23 protein-coding genes are annotated in these 26,102 nt (G+C 34.3%); 15 read left to right on the top strand and 8 right to left on the bottom strand.

The genetic code is table 11. The annotated features are described in order from the left end of the window. Positions 1–67: 67 nt before the first annotated feature. Positions 68–1,345, bottom strand: coding sequence for a RagB/SusD family nutrient uptake outer membrane protein (locus LNQ34_RS14340; RefSeq protein WP_230000226.1), 1,278 nt, complete (start codon positions 1,343–1,345; stop codon positions 68–70). A 15-nt stretch (positions 1,346–1,360) separates the two neighbouring features. Next, on the bottom strand, positions 1,361–4,420 hold the full coding sequence (locus LNQ34_RS14345; RefSeq protein ID WP_230000227.1) for a SusC/RagA family TonB-linked outer membrane protein: 3,060 nt from the start codon (positions 4,418–4,420) through the stop codon (positions 1,361–1,363). A 225-nt stretch (positions 4,421–4,645) separates the two neighbouring features. Here LNQ34_RS14345 and LNQ34_RS14350 point away from each other — a divergent pair, with 225 nt between their 5' ends. Beyond that, positions 4,646–5,395 (top strand): DeoR/GlpR family DNA-binding transcription regulator, encoded by a 750-nt coding sequence (locus LNQ34_RS14350; RefSeq protein WP_230000228.1) that lies wholly within the window; start codon positions 4,646–4,648, stop codon positions 5,393–5,395. A gap of 222 nt (positions 5,396–5,617) precedes the next feature. Here the strand turns inward: LNQ34_RS14350 and LNQ34_RS14355 are convergent, their stop codons facing one another. Further along, complete coding sequence (locus LNQ34_RS14355; RefSeq protein WP_230000229.1) at positions 5,618–6,037, bottom strand: hypothetical protein; 420 nt, start codon at positions 6,035–6,037, stop codon at positions 5,618–5,620. Positions 6,038–6,233: 196 nt separating this feature from the next. Between LNQ34_RS14355 and LNQ34_RS14360 the strand changes: the two genes are divergently transcribed. The 4 genes from LNQ34_RS14360 to LNQ34_RS14375 all read left to right on the top strand — a co-directional run bounded on the left by LNQ34_RS14360 (position 6,234) and on the right by LNQ34_RS14375 (position 8,920). After that, positions 6,234–7,469, top strand: coding sequence for an IS1595 family transposase (locus LNQ34_RS14360; RefSeq protein WP_230000230.1), 1,236 nt, complete (start codon positions 6,234–6,236; stop codon positions 7,467–7,469). 152 nt (positions 7,470–7,621) lie between these two features. Then, entirely contained in the window at positions 7,622–8,035 is a 414-nt protein-coding gene (locus LNQ34_RS14365) for a hypothetical protein (protein ID WP_230000231.1), read from the top strand. Between the two features lie 56 nt (positions 8,036–8,091). Then, the gene (locus tag LNQ34_RS14370; RefSeq protein WP_230000232.1) at positions 8,092–8,613 is read left to right on the top strand and encodes a hypothetical protein; all 522 of its coding nucleotides are present in this window, start codon (positions 8,092–8,094) and stop codon (positions 8,611–8,613) included. A 133-nt stretch (positions 8,614–8,746) separates the two neighbouring features. Continuing rightward, positions 8,747–8,920, top strand: coding sequence for a hypothetical protein (locus tag LNQ34_RS14375; RefSeq protein ID WP_230000233.1), 174 nt, complete (start codon positions 8,747–8,749; stop codon positions 8,918–8,920). A gap of 3 nt (positions 8,921–8,923) precedes the next feature. Here the strand turns inward: LNQ34_RS14375 and LNQ34_RS14380 are convergent, their stop codons facing one another. After that, positions 8,924–9,256, bottom strand: coding sequence for a hypothetical protein (locus tag LNQ34_RS14380; protein ID WP_230000234.1), 333 nt, complete (start codon positions 9,254–9,256; stop codon positions 8,924–8,926). A gap of 533 nt (positions 9,257–9,789) precedes the next feature. On the opposite strand from LNQ34_RS14380, the gene LNQ34_RS14385 reads away from it, so the two are divergent. Together LNQ34_RS14385 and LNQ34_RS14390 are read left to right on the top strand one after the other, a co-directional pair. Then, complete coding sequence (locus tag LNQ34_RS14385) at positions 9,790–10,575, top strand: hypothetical protein (RefSeq protein ID WP_230000235.1); 786 nt, start codon at positions 9,790–9,792, stop codon at positions 10,573–10,575. Between the two features lie 138 nt (positions 10,576–10,713). Continuing rightward, positions 10,714–11,523, top strand: a complete 810-nt coding sequence (locus tag LNQ34_RS14390) for a hypothetical protein (protein WP_230000236.1) — start codon at positions 10,714–10,716, stop codon at positions 11,521–11,523. Between the two features lie 35 nt (positions 11,524–11,558). Here the strand turns inward: LNQ34_RS14390 and LNQ34_RS14395 are convergent, their stop codons facing one another. Then, complete coding sequence (locus tag LNQ34_RS14395; RefSeq protein WP_230000237.1) at positions 11,559–11,702, bottom strand: hypothetical protein; 144 nt, start codon at positions 11,700–11,702, stop codon at positions 11,559–11,561. A 324-nt stretch (positions 11,703–12,026) separates the two neighbouring features. On the opposite strand from LNQ34_RS14395, the gene LNQ34_RS14400 reads away from it, so the two are divergent. The 3 genes from LNQ34_RS14400 to LNQ34_RS14410 are packed head-to-tail and all read left to right on the top strand — an operon-like array spanning position 12,027 to position 15,508. After that, positions 12,027–12,986 (top strand): AAA family ATPase, encoded by a 960-nt coding sequence (locus tag LNQ34_RS14400; protein ID WP_230000238.1) that lies wholly within the window; start codon positions 12,027–12,029, stop codon positions 12,984–12,986. Positions 12,987–13,000: 14 nt separating this feature from the next. Beyond that, positions 13,001–14,719: a S8 family peptidase gene (locus LNQ34_RS14405; RefSeq protein ID WP_230000239.1), complete on the top strand. Its 1,719-nt coding sequence runs from the start codon at positions 13,001–13,003 to the stop codon at positions 14,717–14,719. Positions 14,720–14,752: 33 nt separating this feature from the next. Further along, entirely contained in the window at positions 14,753–15,508 is a 756-nt protein-coding gene (locus LNQ34_RS14410) for a hypothetical protein (protein ID WP_230000240.1), read from the top strand. 182 nt (positions 15,509–15,690) lie between these two features. Here the strand turns inward: LNQ34_RS14410 and LNQ34_RS14415 are convergent, their stop codons facing one another. Next, on the bottom strand, positions 15,691–15,924 hold the full coding sequence (locus LNQ34_RS14415; protein WP_230000241.1) for a hypothetical protein: 234 nt from the start codon (positions 15,922–15,924) through the stop codon (positions 15,691–15,693). Between the two features lie 152 nt (positions 15,925–16,076). Here LNQ34_RS14415 and LNQ34_RS14420 point away from each other — a divergent pair, with 152 nt between their 5' ends. The 3 genes from LNQ34_RS14420 to LNQ34_RS14430 all read left to right on the top strand — a co-directional run bounded on the left by LNQ34_RS14420 (position 16,077) and on the right by LNQ34_RS14430 (position 17,243). Continuing rightward, on the top strand, positions 16,077–16,319 hold the full coding sequence (locus tag LNQ34_RS14420) for a helix-turn-helix domain-containing protein (RefSeq protein WP_230000242.1): 243 nt from the start codon (positions 16,077–16,079) through the stop codon (positions 16,317–16,319). A gap of 67 nt (positions 16,320–16,386) precedes the next feature. After that, complete coding sequence (locus tag LNQ34_RS14425) at positions 16,387–16,824, top strand: DUF6896 domain-containing protein (RefSeq protein WP_230000243.1); 438 nt, start codon at positions 16,387–16,389, stop codon at positions 16,822–16,824. Between the two features lie 44 nt (positions 16,825–16,868). Next, positions 16,869–17,243, top strand: a complete 375-nt coding sequence (locus LNQ34_RS14430) for a hypothetical protein (protein ID WP_230000244.1) — start codon at positions 16,869–16,871, stop codon at positions 17,241–17,243. 166 nt (positions 17,244–17,409) lie between these two features. On the opposite strand, the gene LNQ34_RS14435 is transcribed toward LNQ34_RS14430, so the two are convergent. Both LNQ34_RS14435 and LNQ34_RS14440 read right to left on the bottom strand, forming a co-directional pair. After that, complete coding sequence (locus LNQ34_RS14435; RefSeq protein WP_230000245.1) at positions 17,410–18,066, bottom strand: hypothetical protein; 657 nt, start codon at positions 18,064–18,066, stop codon at positions 17,410–17,412. A gap of 769 nt (positions 18,067–18,835) precedes the next feature. Next, positions 18,836–19,519 (bottom strand): hypothetical protein, encoded by a 684-nt coding sequence (locus tag LNQ34_RS14440; protein WP_230000246.1) that lies wholly within the window; start codon positions 19,517–19,519, stop codon positions 18,836–18,838. 1,047 nt (positions 19,520–20,566) lie between these two features. On the opposite strand from LNQ34_RS14440, the gene LNQ34_RS14445 reads away from it, so the two are divergent. Then, the gene (locus LNQ34_RS14445; protein WP_230000247.1) at positions 20,567–23,473 is read left to right on the top strand and encodes an FAD-binding and (Fe-S)-binding domain-containing protein; all 2,907 of its coding nucleotides are present in this window, start codon (positions 20,567–20,569) and stop codon (positions 23,471–23,473) included. Between the two features lie 358 nt (positions 23,474–23,831). Then, positions 23,832–25,772 carry an amino acid permease gene (locus LNQ34_RS14450; protein WP_230000248.1) on the top strand — a complete coding sequence of 647 codons (1,941 nt, stop codon included), beginning with the start codon at positions 23,832–23,834 and terminating at the stop codon, positions 25,770–25,772. The last annotated feature ends 330 nt before the right edge of the window (positions 25,773–26,102 follow it).

Here is a 26,102-nt window from a genome sequence, read left to right on the forward strand (position 1 = left end):
AGCCAAAATTGTCAGTCTGAGCGGAGCCAAAATTGTCAGTCTGAGCGGAGCCGAAGACCGACAATTTTTAAATAGCCGGATCAGCAGGGGTATTCGTATTGTTGTTTCTTTCAGAATCCGGATAAGGATACCAGTTACGATTTCTTTCGGCACCGGATGTTCCTGCTGCCGGACGGTCAAATCTTCTGCTGTCTTCCAGTTTTAGGCTCGACATGTACATTTCGATACAGCGGTTGCGGTAAATTTCAGTTAAGATAGCCGGTTTGGTTACGGCTCCTGCATATGGAGGAAGATTAGCACCAATGCCATAAGTATCTGCTCCGGATGTTTTGGTTAAAACTTTGTTGAGTTCGATAAGTGCCTGTGGTAAATTGTCTTTTCGGGCATAACTCTCGGCTTTAATCAGGATCATTTCACCCGGTAAATACAGTGGAATCGATTTGGTATTCGAATCAAAGAATCCTGTGGCAACAGTTGGGTTTGAACCCGGTTTGATGTAAAAATTCAGCCTTCCGTCAGAGTTTGAAGGAGCTAAAGCAGCTGGCAATCCCAAAGTTAGATCAACAGGCTGAAAAACATTATTGGTGGTGATTGAGATATAAGCAATAGGGTTGGCGCTAATCGGATCAAAAGCAAAAACCGATTTTACAGACAGGTCAACCATACCGGCATAGGTAATAGCGTTGTCGTAATCTCCGGCCATCAGATATGTTCTGGCTAATAAGGCATAAACGGTATTTTTGTAATTAATGCTAGTAACCAATCCCGTTGCTCCGGTCGCTTTGTCTAGCAGTGGTTCTGCTACTTTTAAAATTTTGATGGCTTCTGTTAATACATCTGCCCTCGAATCAAAAGTGGCATTTTTAGCTGTTTTTAACGGTACACTTTGAAAATACTGTACCAGAGTGGTAAGCGCCATTGCCTTAAAAATAGAGGCATGAACCAGAATACTGGCTTTTTCGGTATCTGAAGTTAATACGTTGACATTATCAATTACTTTTTGCGATTCAGATTTAATCACCAAGCATTGTGACCACAGATTGTTTACGACCTGATTTTTGGTCGAAAGTACGCCGCCACCCACAGAAAGTTCACCTTCGTCGACATTTCCGGCGTTTAGCAATCGCAGTTCTTTTGTGGTAAATCCGTTTCCGGTAATGGTGTTGTACACTGGGCTTGTTCGGTCAACGCTCCAAAGAAGCTGTAGTCCGTTGGCAGCACCAATAACTCCCTCTCGGGTTCCAAAAACTAATTCCTGAGAGGGCTTGGTAGGGTCTAAATAATCTTCGTTACAGCTTGTTAAAAGCATTGTAAGGGCTACTATAGGGATGAATATTTTTTTCATGATGTTTTGATTTGGTTAGAATTGAACTTTTACCGCCAAGGAATAAGAACTTGGAATTGGCACGGTTCCAAAATTGTATCTCGCTACAGAAGACTGTCCGCCTGAGTTGGTTTCCGGATCGAAACTGGTAAAATTGTCCCAGGAGATCAGGTTTCTTCCGCTGGCTGTAACCGTCAGATCGTCAAAGAATTTGTTTAATTTTCCGAAAGAATAATTCAGTGAAACTTCTCTTAATTTCAGGTAACTTCCGTCTACCACTCTAAATTCTTCCACATTATAAACCGACCAGATGTACCCACGTGGTAATTCGCCGTTAAGTTCCTGAGTTACAATTTTTCCTGATCCCACACCTTGTCGGGTTCTGTAATCGGCATCAAAAACATCTACGCCCTGAACGCCGTCAAACAATACCGAAAGACCAAATTTCTTGTAATTCAGATTGGCTCCGAAAGCGATGATATAATCCGGGTTTGGATTTCCAATTTGTTTGTTCAAAATAGTTCCGGTTGGCTGTCCTGAAGCATCTCTTTGCGGTGCTCCGGTATTGACATCTCCTTTTTCGGTTTGCGGATATCCGGAAGGTGTGAGCAATAAGCTTCCATCGGAATTTCGGGCAAAATAAGTTCCGTAGAAAATTCCGATAGGTTTGTCCATCTCCACAAAAACAGGAGCCCCTGCTAAGTTGCTGTCCAGTTTGAAACGAGTTTGTGGTAATCCTGTCACTTTGTTTCGGTTACTGCTGTAGTTTACAAAAACATCAAGATGCAGGTTTTCTTTTTTGATCAGATCGTATTTCAAATTGATTTCGAACCCTTTGTTGTTCATTTGTCCGATGTTTTTAATCGTATTCGTTGCGCCTTCAGAAGCCGCCAGCTGAACCGGCAATAACAAGTCATCAATATCGGCATTGTAATAGCTGAAAGATAAATTCAGACGGTCTTTGATGAAGCCAAAATCACCTCCAATTTCATACGTAACACTTTGTTCCGGTCTTAAATCCAGATTTCCTTGCTTGAATCCTTCGATCGTAAAAGCACTGTTTCCTAAAAGTGTTCCCGTAGAATAATTGGTAAAACGGGCATAAGGTTTAATTGCGGTTAAACTTCCTGATTTTCCCCATGAAGCTCTAAAACGTACGGAGCTTACAGCATCGTGAATGTTTTGCATGAAGGGTTCATCCGAAAATACATAACTCACACTTGCTTTTGGATAAAACTGAGAACGGTTAGCACTCGAAAAAATAGTCGAAGCATCCTGTCTTCCGGCAACTGTCAGGTATAATTTGTCTTTGTAACCAACAGTTTCCTGAAGATAATATCCCCATAAATTATATTTGGATTGGCTGGAACTTGGCGAACCCGGAATCAAAGTATTAAAAGCATTGATGGTTTCGATAAAAGGTTTTAAGTTACGTCCTTCAACTGCTGCAAAATTATCGCGATACGTCTGTACGTTGTAACCTCCATAAGTAGTAGCTTTCCATTTGTCATTAATATTCCAAAGGTATCTTAAGTTCAAATCGTTATTGAATTGTACCACTCTGTTAGTAGCCTCAGAAACATACCCGTCATTGTAGTAAGCCGGATTCACAACATACGGATATCTCGGGATGAAGACATTTCCTCTCTGATTGTAGTTGTCGATACCAAAAATCAAATCGGCATTGAAATTTTTAAACGGCGTATAGTTCAATTGTAAATCAGAGATAATACGGTCTGTATTTTGTTTGATTTTGAAAGTTTCAATGATCGAAAGCGGATTCACCCTGTTTGGATCAACTGCCAGCAGATTACCGTTTACATCTCTTTGATTGATGTCGTAGGTATTATTGGTAATGTTGATGGCATTAATCGGACTCCAGAAGACGTTTCCGTCCGGTTTTTCATTTGAACTCGAGTTGATGTAATTTAATCCCACCGTAGCGGATAGTTTTGAGTTGAAGTCATGTTTCAATCTCACTTTAGCCCCCGCTCTTTTAAAATCGGTATTTTTTATGATTCCTTCGTTTACCAGATAACCAAGAGAAGCAAAATATTTGGTTTTCTCGTCTCCACCCTGTAGGGAGAAATACGTATCAGTTCCGACACCCGTAGTAAAAATATCATCCTGATAGTCGTGTCGCTGTACGTTAGTCGTTCTGGTTTCAAGGTTTCTGCCTAAAACCGTTACTGTAGTTGGACTTGCAGGATTCCCCTGAATTGGGAACAGGGCTGGTGAAGTACTTACAAACTGCTTGTCGGACATGTTCATATCCAGTTTTTTGCGAATTTGGTTAGAAGTTACGCTGGTTGAAAAGGTATATCTGGTTTCTCCTGCAACACCTTTTTTAGTCGTAATTAAAACCACACCGTTGGCTGCTCTTGATCCGTAAATGGCGGCTGCAGCACCTCCGTTTAATACTTCAACGCTTTGAATATCGTTAGGGTTAATGTCCGCAGATCGGTTCTGACCAATTTGCATGTTAGAGTTTCCGGTAGTCACGTTTAGGTTGGTTACGTTGGTAGTGGCGTTGTTTAAAACCACCCCGTCAATAACATATAAAGGATCTGAAGAACCTAATATCGAAGAAGTTCCTCTAAGCTTGATGCTGAAACCTCCGGCTGGATCACCCGAGTTTTGAGAAACCTGAGCACCCGCAATTTTTCCCTGCAGCGCCGTAGAAAGACCTCCGGGTTGTGCTTTAACTAAATCTTCTCCTTTTAAACTGGTTACGGCATTCCCGAGTTCTTTACGGGTAGCGCGTACGGTGGAACCCAGTACAACAACTTCAGAAAGAGCGTTCGTTTCTTCGGTCATTTTAAGGTTGATTGTAGTCATGTTTGCTGTGATCTTGATTTTCTTCGAAGCAAATCCTACAAAACTAAAAACGAGCGTTTCGTTTTCGTTTGCAGTGATGCTGAATTTTCCGTCCAGATCAGTTGTAGTGCTTTTAGAAGTACCTTCGATCAAAACGGATACTCCTGGTAGAGAAAGTCCGTCGGTAGTACTAATAATCGTACCGGTTACGGTTTTTGACTGCGCAAAAATGGGCTGCGCAAACAAAATAATTCCAAATAAAAAGAATAGTTTTTTCATTTTTAAAATATTTGTTTGGTTAGAGATTTTAAATGTAGAGAATTAATTTTTATAAATGCAATTTTTTGCAACATATTTAATTTAAATATTAAAAAACGCATAAAAACGCATTAAATTGTGATTTTGTAAATACTGAAAGTACTGTAAAAGGTGTTTTTGAAATAATTGTCTAATAATCATGCATGATCATGCAATATATTTTTATATTTGTTTAAAAAAGTTAAAATGCTGAAGAAAGAGAGACATCAGTTTATCATGGATAAATTCAAGAGTGTCGAAAAGATAAACACGATCGATCTTGCCACAGAGCTCAGTATCTCTGAGGATACCATACGCAGAGATTTTAACGAAATGCACAACAAAGGGCTGATCAATAAGGTATATGGAGCTGCTTTTCCGGTAAAAGAGAAATCCAATAACGTTTTTGATATCCATATAATCAATGAAGACAAAAAGAGAATAGTAGGACAGAAAGCCTTATCGTTTCTTGATGAAGGTCAGGTGATTATCATGACCGGAGGAACTACTAATTTGTCTTTTTGTAAACTCATTCCAATTGATTTTTCGGCTACCATATATACGTACAGCCTGCCCATTGCGATGCAATTGTCGCAGCATCCTAATATCGAACTGATTTTTATTGGCGGAAAACTACAGAAAAAAGCCATGGTAACGGTGGGCATCGATGTGGTACAGGTACTGTCTAAAATCAAAGCCGATGTTTGTTTCTTGGGAGTGAGTAGTTTAGATGTCAATCAGGGACTTACCGAAATGGGTTACGAAGTTTCGATCATCAAAAAAGAAATGATTAAAGCTTCTGATAAAGTAATTGTGCTCGCGACTTCTGATAAAATTAACGGTAAAATGCCACATCAGGTTTGTGGTCTCGATAAAGTGGATGCTATTGTTACCGAACTGAAGCCGAAGAGTGCTAAGATTAAAAGCTTCGTGGAGGCCGGGGTGAGGGTTGTATAGATTAAATTGCGTTTTTATGCGGTTTTTTGTATTGCTGTGTGGTTCTAATTGTTGTTGGAATTATGTAGCTTTTTTTTTTGAGTAAACGGGTATTTATACTTGGTTGTTTAGAAGAGGTAATTGATATTTTTGAAGAATGCGAATTTATTTTTCTAAAAAAGGTTTTCCGTATAATATTTAAAAGATAATAATATACCCAGTGTACCAAATTAAAAATCATTTTTACTTATTATTCTTTAGACTCTGGAAATACTGTAATATCAAACTTTTATTAATATCATTCATGTTATCAAAATGATTAAAATAGTCAATTAGTATTCTACCTTTTTTAGTTGTATCATTGAATTCGATATCTTTATCAATATCGTCTTTGTCTAAATTATATTCTAATATTAATGAAAATGAATATGAAAATGAATATGGAAGAATAGATTTTTTAGGGTATTTAATGTCAGTTTTTATTATGTGTTTGTTTCCTTCTTTTAAATATGTCTGTTCAATAACTTCAAAATCATTGCTTCCGTATTCTTTAAGATGTAACAAAATCTCATTCTTAATTCGTTTTATCAAATAATTTTCAGCCATTGCTCTAAAATATTTAATGTATTTACCTAGAAACAAATATAGTTTTAATTTTAGCATGATATATTGATTTATGTGATTTTTATTACAATATAACAACCCTCTTCGAAAGCCACGTGTTTGATCACGTGGCTTTTGTTATTTATATCAGTTCGGATTGATCGTTTTAGCACATCATCACCTTCAAACTTTTCAAACCATATTCATTTCATTTTTAAACATTGTTGAATTAGCCAGAATTTTTAAATCTAAAATTATGGCTTCCATTAAATATGACTTCACTTCTTGCTACGATGCATACGATTTCTCACATGTTGACTATGAAGAAATCTACCCAGATTTAGAACCAACTGCATTACAAGAAACCTGTGAAGATCTTTTAAACAAAATTCTAGTTCAATATGGAATAGTACTTCCTAAACCAATCTTTGTTAGGTTCCCTGACCCAGTGAAATTGTTAACAACTCGTCTAAAAAAGATAAGAAAAACCTTACCAATAACACCAAAAAGTATTATTTTTAATAAAACAAAGATGAGTAAACATTCTGATATTGAACTTAATACCGCACAGATTTTTAAATCTGTACATAGTATGGGAAAGACTTTAAACAATTTTAAAGCATGTCGTGAACACCTAGAAAAATTGCGATGGAACGGAGAACCAATTTGTCCTCATTGCGGAAGTCAACGTGAAAATCATTATAAAATTAAAGGAAGAACAGAAGAGAAATTTCGTTACAAATGTAAAGATTGTCGCTTGCCATTTACTGTAACTGTTGGAACTATATTTGAAAAATCAACAATTCCCTTAGATAAATGGTTCATAGCTATTTTTAAATTTTTAACAAGTAAGAAAGGTATTAGTAGCTATCAACTCATGAGAGAAATAGAAGTTACTCAAAAAACTGCTTGGTTTATGTTAAGCAGAATTCGAAATTCAGTTAAAATGAGAGATGATTTCGAATTTGACGGTATTACCCAAGTTGATGAAACTTTTGTAGGAGGGAAAAATAAAAATCGTAGTAAAGGTAAAAAGATTCCTAATACGCAGGGTAGAAGTCCTAAAACAAAAACAATCGTATTTGGAATGCTTAGCAATGGAATTGTATATACTAAAGTTGTGGGGGATACTACAGGCGCAACTCTCAAATCCATCATCAATGATAAAGTTAAAGAAGGTTCTACTATTGTAAGTGATGGATGGAAAGGGTATCGTGGATTAGGTAAGTATTATGACCATAAAGTTATCCAGCATAACTTAGGATTGTATAAGGTAGGAGCTTACCATACGAATGGAATTGAAGGATTTTGGGGGATTTTAAAACGAGGTATCATTGGGATATATCATTTTACAAGTAAAAAGCATTTACATCGTTATTGTGATGAATTTGCTTACCGCTATAACATTAGCAAAATGCCCTTGGGAGAACAGTTTAATTTTACTTTGGTTAACTGTGATGAAAGATTAAGATATAAAGAGTTGATTGCATAAACTTTGTCCAAGTTAAACTAAAAATGAATCAACTGGTAGAATTTTGTAATTTGAAATTGAAAGAATATTTTTTCAAATTTGCAATATTCAATATTTTTTATATATTTGACGATGATTGTATAATACAATAATTAATATAAGATTTCGTTGTAGTGATAAAGGGAAATAAACCGGCAAAGAAACAGAAAAAGGAATCTCTACCTTCAGTAAAACCAATTGAAGAAGAGAGTAAAAAAAATACTTGGGTAGGCGATTTAACATACCCTGTTAGAGATGTGCTTATTGCGTCAATGGCAAATGGATTGTTTCTAATAGCGGTAGTAGCACTTATTATTACTGTTTTCATTTATCGTTTGCCAAGTGAACAGCTCCTTATTTTTGCAAAAGATGTGTATACTGGTTTTGATAATTTATATATATTAGGATGGATTCTTTGGATTATTACATGCGCGGCTTGGTTATTTCATGTAAAGTACATAGGAAAAAGAAATAATAAAGAGATTTTACGTCTCTCCGATGAAAAGGATAAGTATCAAAAGCTACTTTTCGAAAAAGCAATCAATTAAAAACATTAAATATTATGAATACTTTTATTATCTATGGGTTCGTAATTTGTATAATTATGTCCATAATACATTTAATGTATCAGTTTGTTGTATTACCTACATTAAAACAATCCTTGAATTTTAAACTTCATAAATTAAATGATGAAGTCATTTCTATGGTTATAGAAGACAAAAAAAGTGTACCTCCTATAGAATTTAATTTTACTACGCATATAATTTCAGCTGTTTCAGATAATTTGTCCGATTATAATCTGATAACGCTTTTTAGAAGAAAAAAGACATTTGAAAATGAAAAAGTAATTAAATCAAAAATAAAAGAGATTGAGGCACAAATTTACAACGAAAGATTAAAAGAAATACATGAAAAATGTTTAACTATAGCTTTTAAATCCTTAATATATAATTCATTAATGTTGTTAGTATATTTATTACCGATTTTTATTGTTTTATATATAATCTCAAAACTATTTTTTGGTTATAGTAAAAACATTAAAAAGCTTTATTTGAATATGATTAATAATCGAGTGGAAAGCAATTTTACTTCAAGTAATAATTTACAAAAACAATATTGCTACTAAAAAGATTTAACTTTTAAGACAGATAAAAAAGTCCCAATCAATGATTGGGACTTTTTTATGCTCCTTATTGTTCCAATTAAAATAGTTTTAAATTTGCTTGTGTTAGTTATATATAATATTAAAAATTTACTCTATGAGAACACTAACACAACACATACAGGAATCATTAAACCAAAAGTCAATCAAGGATATTTCGAAAGAGAAACCTGTTGAAGAAGATTTATCTGATTTGATGAGAACCAATCCTGCAAAGGGAGGCGGAATAATGCGAGGAACTTCAAGGAATGAGGAAGGTGAAGAAGATTAAAATTTATTTCTTTTTATGAAATTCAAATTTTCTTTTTAAATAGTCTGTATCAATTTCATGAAAATGCTTTAGAAATTTATATATTTCTTCAAAATCATTAAAATTTTTATGATTTAGACTTACATCACTTAAAAATTCAATTTCATTAGATTGGTATTTTAAGCCAATACAAAATACAACATCATGATATTCAATATTTATTGTTACAATATGTGCATTGTTATCTTTGTCATATTCTTTTTTAGGGTTACGAAATTTGAATAATCTTCTTTCCTTGTAATCGCTGATTTGATTCTTAATATGAATCTCTATATGATTTAAAATTTGTTCACTCATCAGTTTCCTTTTAAAGTAAGGAATAAAGATACCTAAAAATTTATAAAGTCGAAGTTTGAACATAATATTAGATTTTTGAATTATGTATAATAAAACAACAATCTGTTGACAAACAGTCAAAACATTGTTCTCTTTCATTTCCCCACGTTATCCTTTTTAATTATTTTTGTATTGTAAAAATATTCGTGCTTAATTACGTTATTGCTAAATCCAAATTACCACCCTGAGGCTCAATAGCTTCTAGATTTAACAAGCCAATAATGTATGTGAGGTACGCCGTCATGGCGTGGCTTTGCATCATTGCTTGTTTAAGGGTGTGGTAACCCTGGATTTAGTGTGGTGTAAATGTCCACGCTTATTTTTTGCACTAAACATTTATAAATCCAAATTACCACACAATGAAAAAGCACTATCAAAAGTACTGCATGCATTTCGCGTACGCCATTATTTCCATTTCCACATTCTTATTTACAACACGGACAGTCGGTCAAGAAAACACTTCTTTATCAATCACAGAGGACATCTGTAAACTCATGAAAGAGAAAGATATAAAGTTACAACGGATAATTTATGACACAATTATCGAAACCAAAAGACCTTTATTATTTATGAGTAATGAACTCCTAAATGATGATGAAATCATGGGTTCATATTCATCAACTCCAATTACATATCGTTATGCAAGAAGAGATGACCGTAGAGGGAAATATATCGAAAGCGAGTTAGTGGATAGTTCGCTAGAATACAACAATGACGGTAGTTTAAGTGAAACAATTTATAACATTTACAAAAATGATTCTTCTAGTAAATTGTACGCAATAAAAGACGAAAGTCTAAAGTTTATTTCTGAATTTGCTAAAACAAAAGAACTTATAAAAATAGTTGAGAAACAAGGATTTAAAGTTTATCAAACCAATGAAACATATTATGAGAACTACTATTACATCAAATCGAAAACTTGTGAAATAAAATTAGATAATTGGACTTATAGCGAATTGAAAAAGAACCCATCTTACATAACATTACTAGACAATTACCAGATTAAATTAAAATCATTAGTTCAGCAAACAGTTCCCCACTCAAAAACTCTTGATAAATACTTAGGGCTTTATCGAATTCAGAGAAACAAAATGTCAACTGCTAATATCAATGCTTGGAAAAATGCAACTACGCAAGCACAAAAGCTCAATGATCAAATTTTTAAACTTGGAGAACAATATGCTGGAAATTACTCTTTCACACCGTTTGATCGGCTGACCAGTTTGAGGCGACAATTCACAGATAACTTAGGAGCTTCGAAAGGGGTATTGGGGATTTAGATTATATTTCATAAAAATAAAAACCGTCTTATTTAAGACGGTTTTTTATTGTTAAAAATGTTTTTAGATTGTTATTAAAAAATCTTTAAATTTGTTTTAAGCACTAATCGTAAACAATTCTAACATATAAGATAAATAATGCCTGATAAAGATTTTTTAGAGAACTATTCTCTTTTTAGAAAATTAAGTGTAGATATTCCAGAAACATTGTATGAACTATCAAAGCCTCCTATTAATATGGAATGCAATGATTGTAAATCAATTCAAACTTTTAGCATTATTGATAATACTGCTTTCTTAAATAGTTTTAATCATGAACATTATTCAATTTCAAATGTTAATTTAAGATTGCAATACCAATGTCAATCTTGTCAAATTTTTAAAAGGGATTTCATCTTATATATTAGCCCTCAATTAGATTACATATACAAAACGGGTCAATATCCTGAATGGGAAATTAAAATGGATAAAAACCTAGAAATAACTCTAGGGAAGCATGCAAAAACATTTCGAAAAGGCCTTGTTTGTGAATCACAAGGTTATGGAATTGGTGCTTTTTCTTATTATCGAAGAATAACTGAAGAAATAATTGATGAGTTATTAGATTCGATTACAGATTTGATTGACAAAAATAGCTTAGAGGAATATAAAAATGCTTTAGAAGCCACTAAGAAAACAAGGGTTACTCAAGAAAAAATAGATTTGATTAAAGATTTATTACCTGAAATCTTAAAACCTAATGGAGTTAATCCGCTTGGGATTTTACATAGTGAATTAAGTGAAGGATTGCATGCAAATACTGATGAAGCTTGTTTAGAGAATGCAACACATGTAAAGGATATTTTAACCTTCCTGATTAATCAAATTATCCAAAGTAAAGAGGCGTCAAAATTGTTTACTAATAGCATGAAATCATTATTAGAGAAAAAATCTGGAAAGCTTCAATAGTATCATTCAACAAATCGTAAAAAGAAAAACCGTCCTTACTCAGACGGTTTTTCTTTTTCTACAGATTCATCTTCATTAACAACTTCTTCTGTGTTGTCTATTTTATTTTCTACAATTGTTTCCTGATTTTCTTTTACAGTAGTAAAACTTTCTTGAATGTGATTAGAAAGTGTTTTCATGATATCTTTGTTTGAAGTTATATAGTATATATAATTAAACAATTATCCCGTTGTGTATTAGAAGATTTTCATTTGGTACACTGGGTATATTAATATCATTTAAAAATTAAAAAAATAATTTTGGAGAATGTTTAAGGTGTAATATATTATTGAAATTGAAACGACAATTCTTTTATTTGAAGACTGAATTAGATTAGAATAAAAAAGAAGTATTATTTAATAATTAAGATATATTTAGAAATAGAATTTGAAGATATTTTATTTTATCGAAAAGAAAAGCATATTTTTGATGAATATTTTTTAAGTTACTAAATCATTCAAATAATGGCAACAGCCCAGCAATTAAAGACTTTAATTAAATCTCATTTTGAAGAAGGTGATAACCGTTTTATAACGCTTTCTCTTCAAATTGCAGCGCACGAAGCAAAATTGGGACATATCTCTTTGGCTAATGATATCAGAAGCTTAATTGATAGTTCTAAACCCATGATTCGTCAATTGAAACCTTTAAATAGAGAATTAGAAGAGTTAATTCTTGAAGTTCATGCGGATAATAAATTATCAGAATTAATTGTAGCTGACCTTTTAAAAAATCGAATAGAAAAAGTATTAATTGAATATCGCAATAGCTCAAAATTATTAAAATATGGACTAGAAAATAGAAGAAAAATTCTATTAAGTGGCCCCCCGGGGACTGGAAAGACAATGACAGCCTCAATTATCTCTAAAGAACTTAATATTCCATTGTATGTAATTTTGATGGATAAAATTGTGACAAAATTTATGGGAGAAACAAGTGCGAAATTACGTTTAGTATTTAATTATATTAAAGAAAATAAAGGTGTTTATTTATTTGATGAATTTGATGCAATTGGAGGGGAAAGAGGAAAAGATAACGAAGTAGGTGAAATGAGAAGAGTAGTTAATTCATTTTTAAAGTTTATAGAAATGGATGACTCGGAAAGTATTATTATAGCAGCAACGAATAATTTTAAATTACTTGATCAAGCATTGTTTCGTCGTTTTGATGATGTTTTACATTATAATAAACCAAATGAGGGTGAAATAAAATCACTTATTGATAATAGATTAGCTAATTTTAAGGGAAGAATTAATTTGAAAAATATTCTTACGCATTGTAAAGATTTAAGCCATGCGGAAATTTCAAAAGCCTGCTTTGATGCAATAAAAGAAACAATATTATCAAATAATCTTAAAGTTAATGAAAGCACACTGGTTTCTGCGTTAACTGATCGTTCAAATTTTTATAATAAAATTCATTAATACCCTAGTATAGTATGGCTCAATATTTACATTTATTCCTTCCTAACATAAAAGAGTCCATACCATATACTTCTAATTCGACAAGAGGTCCTCAAGTAAATATACCCGATAGAGATGTCGCAAGTCATAGTCAGAAATTAACTGAGGCATTTGAAGAAATTTGGAAAAATATTCAAAATGCTAGAAATGAAAGAGAAGCGATTTTCCTAAGAAGTAAACAAGGAACCTATCTTGAGTTTAAAAGCAGCATTGGGTTTGATCTAATAACTAAAAGTTTAGAAGATATAAGACAAGGTGTTCGTTTGCTTAATATCAGACAAATAGGAGAAAAAGAAAATGAAGAAATTCTTTGTACAGTATATGTGCCTTCTGGAAAGGAAAGTTTTTTTTTGAAAAAAGTTTCTGATTATGCTGACACGGAAAACCTCACCATATACGGGAAACCAAAAAACCAAAATTTAATAAATAGTATTAATGATGTTAAAATTGCTTTTGTTGAATCTCTTTGGACAGATCCAATTCAATTTTTACCAGATGAAATTTCTTCTTGGTGTGAAATATGGTTGAGGCATAATAACGTGGATGCAAAAGGTATTATTGATGATTTTTTGATTTTGTTGTCAGAAAATAGGATTGAGCACAAAACAAATTATTTGAATTTTCCAGAAAGAGCTGTATTAATAGTTAAAGTTAATAGAAAACAATTGTCTGAAATAGTTGCACAGACTGATTATTTGGCAGAAATTAGAATTGCACAGGAGACAGCAGGTTTTTGGACAGGACAATCTAATAGAGATCAACAAGAATGGGTTGAAGATTTGCTTGGAAGATTACAAATTGAGGATGATATTAATGTTCGAGTTTGTATTCTAGATAGCGGTGTCAATAACGGACATTCATTATTGGCTCCAGTTTTAGAAGATATTCATTGTTTAACTGTTCGTCCTTCTTGGCTTACAAATGATCACGAGTCAGGAAGTGGACATGGAACATTGATGAGTGGAATTGCAGCATATAATAATATTGAAGAGATGCTAGAGTCTAGCGAAGTTATTATTTTATCACATAAATTGTGTTCAGTTAAAATAATACCACCGCCGTCGCAAGAAGCTACCCCGATGGAACTTTGGGGAGATATAACTTCTCAAGCAATTAACAGGACAGAAATTAATCTACCAAATGAAAGGATTGTTTATTGCATGGCCATTACTTCTGTTTTAGATATAGACAAAGGAAGGCCTTCATCATGGTCCGGAGCAATAGATAATATTGCTTTTTCAGAAAGTGCAGAAAAACTTATTATAATTAGTGCTGGTAATGTTGTTAATTCTTTTGATTGGGATGCTTATCCTGAGAGTAATTTGACATGTTCTGTACAAAATCCTGCCCAATCTTGGAATAGTTTAGTTGTAGGCGCTTACACCGAAAAAATCGATATTAAGGATAGTAGTTATCATGATTATGTGCCAGTAGCTTCAAAAGGGCAATTATCTCCTTTTAGTTCAACATCATCTTTGTGGGAAAAGAAATGGCCAATAAAACCAGATGTTGTGTTTGAAGGTGGCAATATATTAAGAAATGAAAGTGGAGATTTTGTAGATAGATATGAAGATTTTGGAGCATTATCAACTTCTAAAAACCCTGTTGTAAGACAGTTCGATACAATAAACGCGACAAGTGCAGCTACAGCAAAAGCTTCATGGATGGCGGCTAAAATAATGTCAGTATATTAGGATGCTTGGCCCGAAACGATTAGAGGATTAATTGTGCATTCGGCAGAATGGAAAGAAGAAATGTTTAGACAATTTAATAAAAGCCCAAATAATAAAAGTGACATCAAGGATATGTTACGAATATTTGGATATGGAGTTCCAAATATAGACAAAGGACTTTTTAGTTATAATAATGCTCTAACATTTATATCTCAAAATACGATTAAGCCTTTTAAAAGAGTGGCAGGTGGATCTCCTAAGACTAATGAAATGCATTTTTTTGAGTTGCCATGGCCAAAAGAAGAACTATTAACGAATCCTGACATTGAAGTAACATTAAAAATTACACTTTCCTATTTTATTGAACCTGGTGTTGGAGAGATAGGCTGGAAAGATAAATATAGATATCGCTCACATGGATTATGTTTTGATGTTAATTCAGAAACAGAAGAAGTTCAGGCTTTTAAAAGTAGAATTAATAAAGCAGTACGTGATGAAGAAGAAGGAATTGAATTTGATAGTGATAGTGGTAGGTGGAAAATAGGGATGCAAGGTAGAAAGTCGGGATCGATACATTCGGACTCATGGACGGGTACGGCAGCTCAATTAGCTGCATGTAATTTACTTGCGGTGTACCCAATTATAGGATGGTGGAGACAAAGAACACATTTAAATAAAACAGAAGCAAATGCTAGGTATTCAATTATTGTAACTCTAGAAACTCCTATTACAAATGTTGAATTATATACACCTGTTGAAGTTAGCATTAAACAAATGATTCCTGTAATAATTGAAACAGATAGTATTTAGAGATTTCTTAGACTCTCAATTTAAAGTATTTTTAGGTTAGTATACCTTTGATTGAATTTTAGTGAAGTCTTTAAAGGTTATATTCATTCTAATATTTTTTGCATCTGTCAAAAAAACAAAATAAACCTCGATCTTCTAAAATCGAGGTTTTCTGTTCATTCTAAAATGTTATAATCAATAATTTATTCCTCATCCAAATAAGGATTTAAAACTTCGGCTAATTCATTGAGCCAATAAAAGCTGTTTTCGAGATTGTTTGCTTCATTTTTAAGTGTTTCATGTTCTCTTAGAACACCTAAGGCAAGGATGTAATTGACTTGTCTTATGGCTTTCGCCATTTCTTTTGGGTCAATAGTGTTGTTGAAAAAATTGGTTAGCCTGGTTTCAGTTTCTTGTGAAAGATTGGTTGTACTCATAATCTGAAATTTTGAGGGAGTATGCATGATTGCGACTTCCGTTATTGAGTTGTGTTTAATTAGCTGAATACAAATATACAAAATATACAGTTGTATACAACCGATTGTTTACAATCATACAAAAACAATCTGTTACTTGTAAATTCATTCCCATGAAAAGGACAAGAAAAAGTGAAGTTCCGGAAGTTGTCAAACAATTAGGAATCAGGATAAAAGATATCATAGAAGAGCAGCAGTTGAAACAAAGGGAAGTTGCTCATGATGCTGAAATGGATGTAGAGAATTTGAGGAAATACATCAAAGGTTCTCAGGAAATGAAGATAAGCACTTTGTTTAAAATTGCTCAATCTTTAAAAGTAGACCCAAGTGATTTAATAAAAGACTTAAAAACATAATTGCTCTTCCTTGTGCTCGCGGAGAGGGTTGCGAATCACGTATTTTCAATTTAATTTTGGGACAATTATGATCGAAAAAATAGTAGCGGAGTATATCAGTTTTATAAGAACATTTGAAACTTTATTAAAAAAGAAATATAAACAGGATATAAATCCATGTTCGTTTTCGAGCACTTTTTTTGAAAGAAAAGGAACTATCGAAGGAATTGAATATTGCTTTCACGGAAGTGGCTGTACGGCCAATAAAGACGATGTTATTTATGACTATGATATTTCGATAAATGAAATTACGTTTTCGCAATGGAAATTTTCGGAGTTTGTTAGAACGCATCCGGAGTATCAAAAATTAAATTATAGTCCAGAATATATCGAATATGAATTGTATCAGCTTATAAATAAAGGAATATTAGGTTGGGTGATTATTAAGAATACGGAAAAACCTCCTTTTGGATGTGTTTTTATGAGTTATAGAGTTCTTCAAGAACCGCCTTTTCTTATTAATTAATTTTTTTTAATAGAAATTTTATGGTTCATAAAACTGAGTAAAAAATGAATAGATTTAAAAGCATAGATTCAAAGCTGATTGATTTAGCAAGTAAGCTTAATGGAAGATTGACTAAAGATCGACCGGATTATCCGGAGGTATTAAGAACATTTGAAGAACGAAGAATTGATTGGATAGAAAATGATATAATGAAAGCTATTATCATTCAGCCAAATTTTGAAGCAAATGATGTGAATTCAAGTATTTGGAATTTTATAAATCTTGCTATGTATGATGATGGCTTTTCAGTTTCAAGACCAAAATGGATTGAAATATTAGTAGATCAAAAAGACTTTATTTTTATCGCAGAGAATATTGATGAATTGCTTTTAAAGGCTGAAGAAAATTTATCGAATATTTCAATGAAGGATTTGGTATAAATTAACGGTATTGTTTCGAAAATATTCAAGGGCCGCTTTTTTTATAAATTAATGTTTTCTTGTGACACCAAAAGCCCTAGCCTTGATGGGAGGGAAAATCCTTTTGTATCCGCTGCGGCGGACACAAAAGATTGGAAGGACAGCAGGATTAGCTTCTGAAAATACCTTATTTGATTGGCCAGCCAAATTTTAAAATATGTTGTATAAAGTCTTCGGCTTCTTTGTTGGTTTCGATTACATAATCATATAAAGAAAAATCAACAGAGGGTTCTTTTGTAACGGTCGAAAATTTGATGTTTTCATTTGAAAATTCGATTGCTAATTTATGTTCGAAATTTTCGGGAAAGCAATCAATTTCATAAATCTGAAATTCGTTGAAAGATTCGTAAAAGGTTATTTTTGAGTCAAATGTGGTTGTTAAATAATCTTGGAAATTTTCTGTGTTTATTTCTCCTGTATTGGAGTTATTCTTTGAAGGATTTTTTTGGTTTTTGTCAAATACAAAATCAGAAAAAAGTGATACCGATACTATAATATTTAGGCACCATACAGAGCAGATAAATGAAAATCCATAATAAAAAAGGTCAAAGTCTTTTTTTATGTACGTTATGCTAAAACCTGCGATGAAAATTAGAATAGTTATAAAACTTAAACTAGCAGTAGGTTTTAGATTAAAACACAGTCTTAAAGTGACTATCTGAATGGATAGGTAGATAATTAAAACTGCGAGAAAAGCAAAGACCTCAATTCCGAAACTGAATGTGAGCATTACGAAATAAAAGAGACAAAATGCCAGACCTATGAAAAAGAATACAATAGTCATGGTTAGAAAATTGCGAATAAATTTTCTATAAACACAACAATGAAAAAGACCTAAAAAAGTACAATAAATTACATAAGAATTAATAAAAGACCTATTTGTTATCTTGTTTTCAAGATGAGAGGTTTCGAAAAATAAGAGTAAGTTTAGTAGTACTCCAAACAGAATAAAAAAAACAATTCTTTTGTATAATTTGTCTGTTCGAATATCAAAAAAATGATCTCCCATTTAAATGTTTTTAAATTTGAAGATAATATTACGAATAAAATAAATAAGTAAAAAAATCTTTGACCTTCTAAACTTTTTTTAGGACGAGACAAGATTGCGTGTACAGACTAGACACGCGCGCTAGCGGGTGAAATTCTAACTCAAAAATTCTAAATTCCAATTCAAAAAGGCAGAATCAAAGAAAAAGCTTAGAACCTTAGCCTCTTAGAGTCTCAGAACCTCAAAGTTTCATAAGCCTTCGACTTCGCTCAGGGTGACCATTGGGGTGAAACTCTAATTCAAAAAAACCAAATTCTAATTCAAAAAGGTATAATTCAAAAAAAAAATAGAACCTTAGCCTCTCAGAACCTCAAGAAAATTCATATGCCTTCGACTCCGCTCAGGGTGACCATTGGGGTGAAATTCCAATAAAAAAAATCCAAATTCCAAAAGACGCAATCAAAGAAAAAAAACTTAGAATCTAAGCTTCTTAGAGTCTCAGAATCTCAAAAAGTTTCATTAGCCTTCGACTACGCTTAGGGGGGGCAATTGGGTTGAAAGAAGTTTATTTCTTTTTGAACTTGTATTCTCGTTTTTTGCTTTTTGGGTTGAGGTCGACAAATTCGTATTCCTCAAAATCTTCAAAATTAGTTTTAAAGAAATCTGCTGCTTTTTCGTGCGACCAGGATTTAGGATAATAGAAACCATCGAATTCAGTATTATGAAGAAGAAGTTCAAAATCATGTCTAAATTCGTCGGCTCCGGAATAGGTTAAAGCAATTTTTCCAGTCCATTCAATATCATATTTGTTTTGAGCTGTGGGAGTAATTTTTATTCTATGATTGGCACAGGTATCGTGTCCTAATAAATAAATTCCGAATGCAATTTCGTCATAATCAAAATCATCATCAAGGGGAAAAGTGTCTGCCAATAAATCCTCTTTTATAAAATCATTGAAAACAGTTTTTTGTGAAGTTTTAGTGATTTTAATTCCATAATCTCCCCAATGTGTTGAAGACATTGTACATTGATGAAAATTGCTCCAGACTCCTTTGGAATGCCAGTCACCTTTATATTCTTCATCGTCGTCTTCGGATTGATCTTCGGCACAATAAGCATCTGTTTTTAAATGGAAATCAAACCAAATCGATTCATCTTCTTCGATTCTTCCGTTCCATTTAAATTGTTCTAAAGTGTGACCTTTTGGATATGGATTTCCTAAAAAATAGATTCTGTTTGGCTGGTTCATATATTGGAGATTTGTAACTCAAATGTAAATTTCAATTTTTGAAATTCCAAATTTCAAAAGGTTGTATTGAAATAGTGGTTTTAAGTCTTCCACAACGGTCTGGGTGACCATTGAGGTGAATTTCTAACTCAAAAATTCCAAATTTCAATTCAAAAAGGCGTAATCAAAGTAAAAAACTTAGAACCTTAGCCTCTTAGAGTCTCAGAACCTCAAAGTTTCATAAGTCTTCGACTCCGCTCAGGATGGCACTTGGTTTTTGTCTTATGTCATTACGGTCAGGCTGAGCGAAGTCGAAGCCCTCGTTCCAATTGATGTGTCTTCTACTGCGCTCAGGGTGACCATTGAGGTGAAATTCTAACTCAAAAATTCCAAATTCCAATTCAAAAAGACGCAATCAAAGAAAAAAACTTAGAACCTTAGCCTCTCAGCCTCTCAGAACCTCAAGAAAATTCATAAGCCTTCGACTCCGCTCAGGGTGACCATTGGGGTGAAATTCTAACTCAAAAATTCTAAATTCCAATTCTCAGAACCTCAAAAAGTTTCATTAGTCTTCGACTCCGCTCAGGATGACACTTGGTTTTTGTCTTATGTCATTACGGTCAGGCTGAGCGAAGTCGAAGCCCTCGTTCCAATTGATGTGTCTTCTACTGCGCTCAGGGTGACCATTAGGGTGAAATTCTAACTCAAAAAATCCAGATTCCAATTTAAAAAGACGTACTCAAAGAAAAAACTTAGAACCTTAGCTTCTCAGAACCTCAAAGTTTCATAAGTCTTCGACTCCGCTCAGGATGGCACTTGGTTTTTGTCTTATGTCATTACGGTCAGGCTGAGCGAAGTCGAAGCCCTCGTTCCAATTGATGTGCCTTCGACTTCGCTCAGGGTGACCATTGGGGTGAAATTCTAACTCGAAAAATCTAAATTCCAATTCAAAAAGGTACAGTTACAGAAAAAAACTTAGAACCTTAGCCTCTCTGCCTCTCAGAACCTTAAAAAAAAACTATTTTTGTAATTCACTGAATCCGTTTTTAGTTTATAAACCAAGTTATAATGTCAATAATTAAAGAGTTAGAACAATTATCAGCATCATTAGAAGGAACCCTTTTATATGATGATCTTCATAAAACGCTTTATTCGACCGATGCTTCTGTGTATCGAATTAAACCCAATGCGGTGGCGATCCCCAAAACAATTGGAGATATTGCCAAGCTGATAAAATTTGCAGGACAGCATCAGCTGTCGATTACGCCAAGAACGGCCGGAACTTCGTTGGCAGGACAGGCAGTAGGAGACGGATTGGTAGTTGATGTGTCGAAGCATTTTACTAAAATTATTTCGTACAATGCCGAAAAGAAAACTGTAACGGTTCAGCCTGGTGTAATTCGCGACGAGCTGAATCTGTTTTTAAAACCGCACGGTGTATTTTTTGCCCCAATTACATCAACATCAAACCGCGCAATGATTGGCGGTATGGTGGGGAATAACTCTTCAGGAACCACTTCGATTCGATATGGAGTGACACGTGATAAAATTGCTGAATTAAAAGCTCTTTTAAGCGACGGTTCGGAAGTAATTTTTAAAGAGCTGACTTCTGCTGAATTTATCGAAAAAACCAAAGGGGATACCTTAGAAAATAAAATATACAAAACCATTTACGACGAGCTTTCTGTTGTTGCCACTCAGGAAGAAATTATAAAAGAATTTCCGAAACCCGAGATTCACCGAAGAAATACAGGTTATGCTGTTGATATTCTGTTGAAATCGGATTTGTTTGGCGGAACTGAACCCACTATCAATTTAGGCAAACTGCTTTGCGGGAGCGAAGGAACACTGGCTTTTACAACCGAAGTGACGCTGAAAGTAGACGACCTGCCTCCACCTCACAGCATTATGGTTGTGGGGCATTATCACACGATTCAGGAATCATTAGAATCTGTTGTTGTAGCGATGAAGCATCATTTGTACACGGCAGAAATGATTGATGATACGATTTTAGATTGTACCAAAACGAATCGGGAACATATTAAAAACCGCTTCTTTTTGGTGGGAGAGCCTAAGGCTATTATGCTGTTTGAAGTGGCGTCGCATACTTTAGAAGATGCTGAAAAACAAGCGGATGCTTTGATTGCTGATTTGGAAAAAAACAATTTTGGTTATGCGCAAGTAAAAATTTACGGGAATGATATTGACAAAGCCAATGAACTTCGTAAAGCCGGTTTGGGACTTTTAGGAAGTATTGTTGGTGACAATAAAGCAGCCGATTCAATCGAAGATACCGCTGTTGAATTGAGCGATTTGCCGGCTTATATTGCTGAATTTTCGGCCATGATGAAGCGTCACGGACAAGAGGCAATTTATTACGCACATGCCGGAGCAGGAGAACTGCATTTGCGTCCGGTGTTGAATTTGAAAAAAACATCCGATTTAAAACTCTTCAGAACCATTGCGACGGATGTGGCCGTTTTGGTTAAAAAATACAGAGGATCTCTGAGTGGAGAACACGGCGACGGAATCGTGCGTGGTGAGTTTATCCCTTATATGATTGGTGAATCCAATTATGAATTATTGAAAAGAATCAAGCTGGCGTTTGATCCGAACTCGGCTTTGAATATTGGTAAGATTGTGAATGCCTTAAAAATGGACGAAAACCATCGTGTTGTTTCGGGCAGAGTTGAACCGGATATTAAGACATTTCAGGATTTCTCGGATAGTTTGGGGATTTTGCGTGCCACCGAAAAATGTAACGGTTCGGGTGATTGCCGAAAATTGCCGTCGGCAGGAGGAGCAATGTGTCCGAGTTACCGAGCCACCAAAAACGAAAAAGAAACCACGCGTGCCAGGGCGAATGCTTTACGCGAATATTTGACCTATTCGGAGAAAGAAAATAAATTCGACCAGAAAGAGCTTTACGAAGTTTTTGAATTGTGTGTGAGCTGTAAAGCCTGTGCCAGCGAATGTCCGAGTAATGTAGATGTAGCCACACTGAAAGCAGAATTTTTATACCAATACCAAAAAGCAAACGGCTTTTCGACCCGAAACAAAATCTTTGCACACAATGCCAAATTGAATAAGATGGGAAGTCTGTTTCCGTCGATTACGAATTTTATTTCCAATCAGTCTCTCGTGAAAAAAAGCATGGGAATTGCTCTGGAAAGACAGGTTCCATTATTAGCAAAAAAGACGTTCCAAAAATGGTACGAAAATCATAAACCACAACAAAATAATTTCCCTAACGGACAAGTGTATTTGTTTAATGATGAGTTCACGAATTATTACGATGTTAATATCGGTATAGATGCTTTTGAACTATTGACAAAATTAGGCTACGAAGTGCTGATCGTCGATCATGAAGAAAGCGGAAGAACGTATTTGTCCAAAGGATTTCTGGAAGAAGCCAAGAAAATTGCAGATACCAATGTGACTATTTTTAAGGATTTAGTTTCAGCAAAAGCACCTTTAATCGGAATTGAGCCTTCGGCAATATTAACGTTCCGAGACGAATATCTGCGTCTGGCAACGAACAAAGAAGCCGCTGAAAAAGTAGCTAAAAATGCTTTTACGATAGAAGAATTCTTTAAAAGAGAAATTGTCGATGGTAAGATCACCGCCGATTCTTTTTCGGCAGAAAAGAAAGAAATTAAAATTCACGGACACTGTCACCAGAAATCGCTGAGTTCTGTTGAGGCGACTTTTGCTATGCTGAATTTACCAATGAATAATGTGGTTACCATTTACAATTCGGGTTGTTGTGGAATGGCGGGATCATTCGGTTACGAAAAAGAGCATTATCAGGTAAGCATGCAAATGGGAGAAGATACCCTATTCCCAAAAGTAAGAGCCACCGCTCAGGAGGTGAAAATCGCCGCAGCCGGAACGAGCTGCCGCCACCAAATTTATGACGGAACAAGTAGAGAAGCCCAGCATCCGGTAAGTATTTTAAGAAACTGCCTGAAGTAATTTTAGATTTTAGAATGTAGATTTTAGATTTTTCTCACGCAGATTTTGCTGATTTATTTTTGCCACAGATTAAAAGATTTTCGCAGATTTTTTTAATCAATTTAATCCTCGTAATCTCGGGTAATAGAATCTGCATTATCTGCCAGATCTGCGTGAAAAAAATAAGTACAGATAAAAAAATAATTTGCGTAATCTGCGAAAAAAAAAACAGTTTGTGAGAATTCGTGTAATTCGTGGCTAAAAAAAGACTGTAAAAACAAAATCGTTTTATATATTTGAAATCAAGATAATTTTTGCATTATTTGCAAAATAAAACCACAAAGACCGAATTAAATTAATTTTAAAAGCAAAATCATATATGGCATTATCAGGTTTATTCCGAAAGAAAACGGTACAAGATATTCTGAAGCAAGTTGCAAAAAACGATGCGGACGGTCATAATGCATTAGGGAAACACTTAACTGCCAGAGATTTAACTGCCTTCGGAATTGCCGCTATAGTGGGTGCCGGAATTTTTAGTACGATCGGAAAAGCCAGTGCAGACGGCGGACCAGCCGTTATATTTTTGTTTTTATTTACAGCGGTAGCTTGTAGTTTTGCCGCTTTTGCTTATGCAGAATTTGCCTCAATGGTACCCGTTTCAGGAAGTGCATATACGTATTCGTATGTGGCATTTGGAGAAATTATAGCCTGGGTAATTGGCTGGGCTTTGATCATGGAATACTCCGTTGGAAATATAACCGTTGCGATATCGTGGAGTGATTATTTTACGGGGCTTCTCGCCAGTGGAGGGATTCATCTCCCGCAGTGGGTTCAGATGGATTACTTAACCGCTTCAAACGGATTTAATAACGCAACAGCTTTGATGCATAGTGGAAAAGCCTTTGAAAATTTAGAACCTGCTCTGCAGTCTGCTTATACGGCCTGGACAACTTCTCCGGTTTTATTTGGCTCGTTTCATTTTGTTGCCGATCTTCCGGCTTTATTAATTATCATCTTGATTACTGCATTGATTTATCGTGGAATGAAAGAATCCCGTAATGCCAGTAATATTATGGTGGTAGTAAAACTTTGTATTGTGCTTTTGGTAATTGCGGTTGGTATATTTTATGTAGATACAGCCAATTGGGATCCGTTTGCACCAAATGGAGTAAGTGGCGTATTAAAAGGAGTTTCTGCAGTATTTTTCGCTTACATTGGTTTTGATGCTATTTCAACTACAGCCGAAGAATGTAAAAATCCGCAAAGAGATTTACCACGCGGAATGATGTGGGCGATTATTATTTGTACGCTTTTGTATATCGCCATTGCTTTGGTTTTAACCGGAATGGTGCGTTATAACGAATTAAATGTAGGTGATCCGCTAGCATTTGTATTCGAGAAATTAGATTTAAAATGGATGTCCGGAATCATTGCAGTAAGTGCTGTAGTAGCGATGGCTAGTGTTTTGCTGGTTTTTCAAATGGGACAGCCTCGTATCTGGATGAGTATGAGTCGTGACGGATTGTTGCCAAAGCGTTTCTCCAGAGTACATCCAAAATTTAAAACGCCTTCTTATGCCACTATCGTAACCGGTTTTGTGGTTGCAGTACCCGCGTTATTCTTAAATCTTACCATGGTAACGGATTTATGCAGTATCGGAACTTTATTTGCATTTGTATTGGTTTGTGCCGGAGTTTTGGTATTGCAAAATAAGCCAGAGATTCCAAGAGGAAAGTTTAAAACGCCTTATATCAATTCAAAATATATAATGCCGGTTTTATTGATCATAGGATTAGTTTTTGCCTTTGGGTACAATAAAAAAGCCACGATGAGTTTTATCACCAATGAGACCCAGGTGAATAGCCCGGCAGATATTATTACTTCATTGGATAAAAGCGATTCTGAAAAAGTTTTCCATTATTTAAAAAGTATCGACGTTCAGAATAAAACTTCAGAAACATCCGATTTAGAGCATTTATTAAGTCAGTATCAGGATGACGAAGCAAAATATGTTGAGGTTGTAAAAGGTTTACCTATAAAAGAGACTGCAAAATTTGAAAGCGGACTGAGTTTATTCAAACATAAAATTCCAATGTGGATCTTCTTATTGGTATTGGTTGGTTTAACGGTTTGGGCTTTCAAACAGAATCTATCCTTAATTCCGCTTTTAGGTTTAATCTGTTGTTTGTATATGATGGCCGAATTAAGTGTTTGGAACTGGATTTATTTCACAGTTTGGTTGCTTATTGGTCTTTGTATCTATTTTGGCTTCAGCCGAAAAAACAGCAAGCTAAACACGGAGAATGTTATAAGTTAAACATTATAAGAGTTCCATAGGAACGAAATATATTGTAGGGATGGATTTTATCCGTCCTAAACACGGAGAACGTTATAAGTTAAGCGTTATAAGAGTTCCATCGGAACGAAATGTATTGTAGGGATGGATTTTAATCCGTCCGTCATTGAAAGAAAAGCGTTGTAGAGATGGATTTTAATCCGTCCGCCATTGAAACGAAATGCATTGGGGATAGATTTTAATCCGTCCATTGAAATATAAAAAAATATAGATGATAAGCCGTTCTGAGAATGTTTTCAGAACGGTTTTATTATTTTGTATCAGGTAAAATGATCTTTTCATTTCAAACAG

It is taken from the genome of Flavobacterium lipolyticum, from assembly GCF_020905335.1.
Lineage (GTDB): Bacteria > Bacteroidota > Bacteroidia > Flavobacteriales > Flavobacteriaceae > Flavobacterium > Flavobacterium lipolyticum.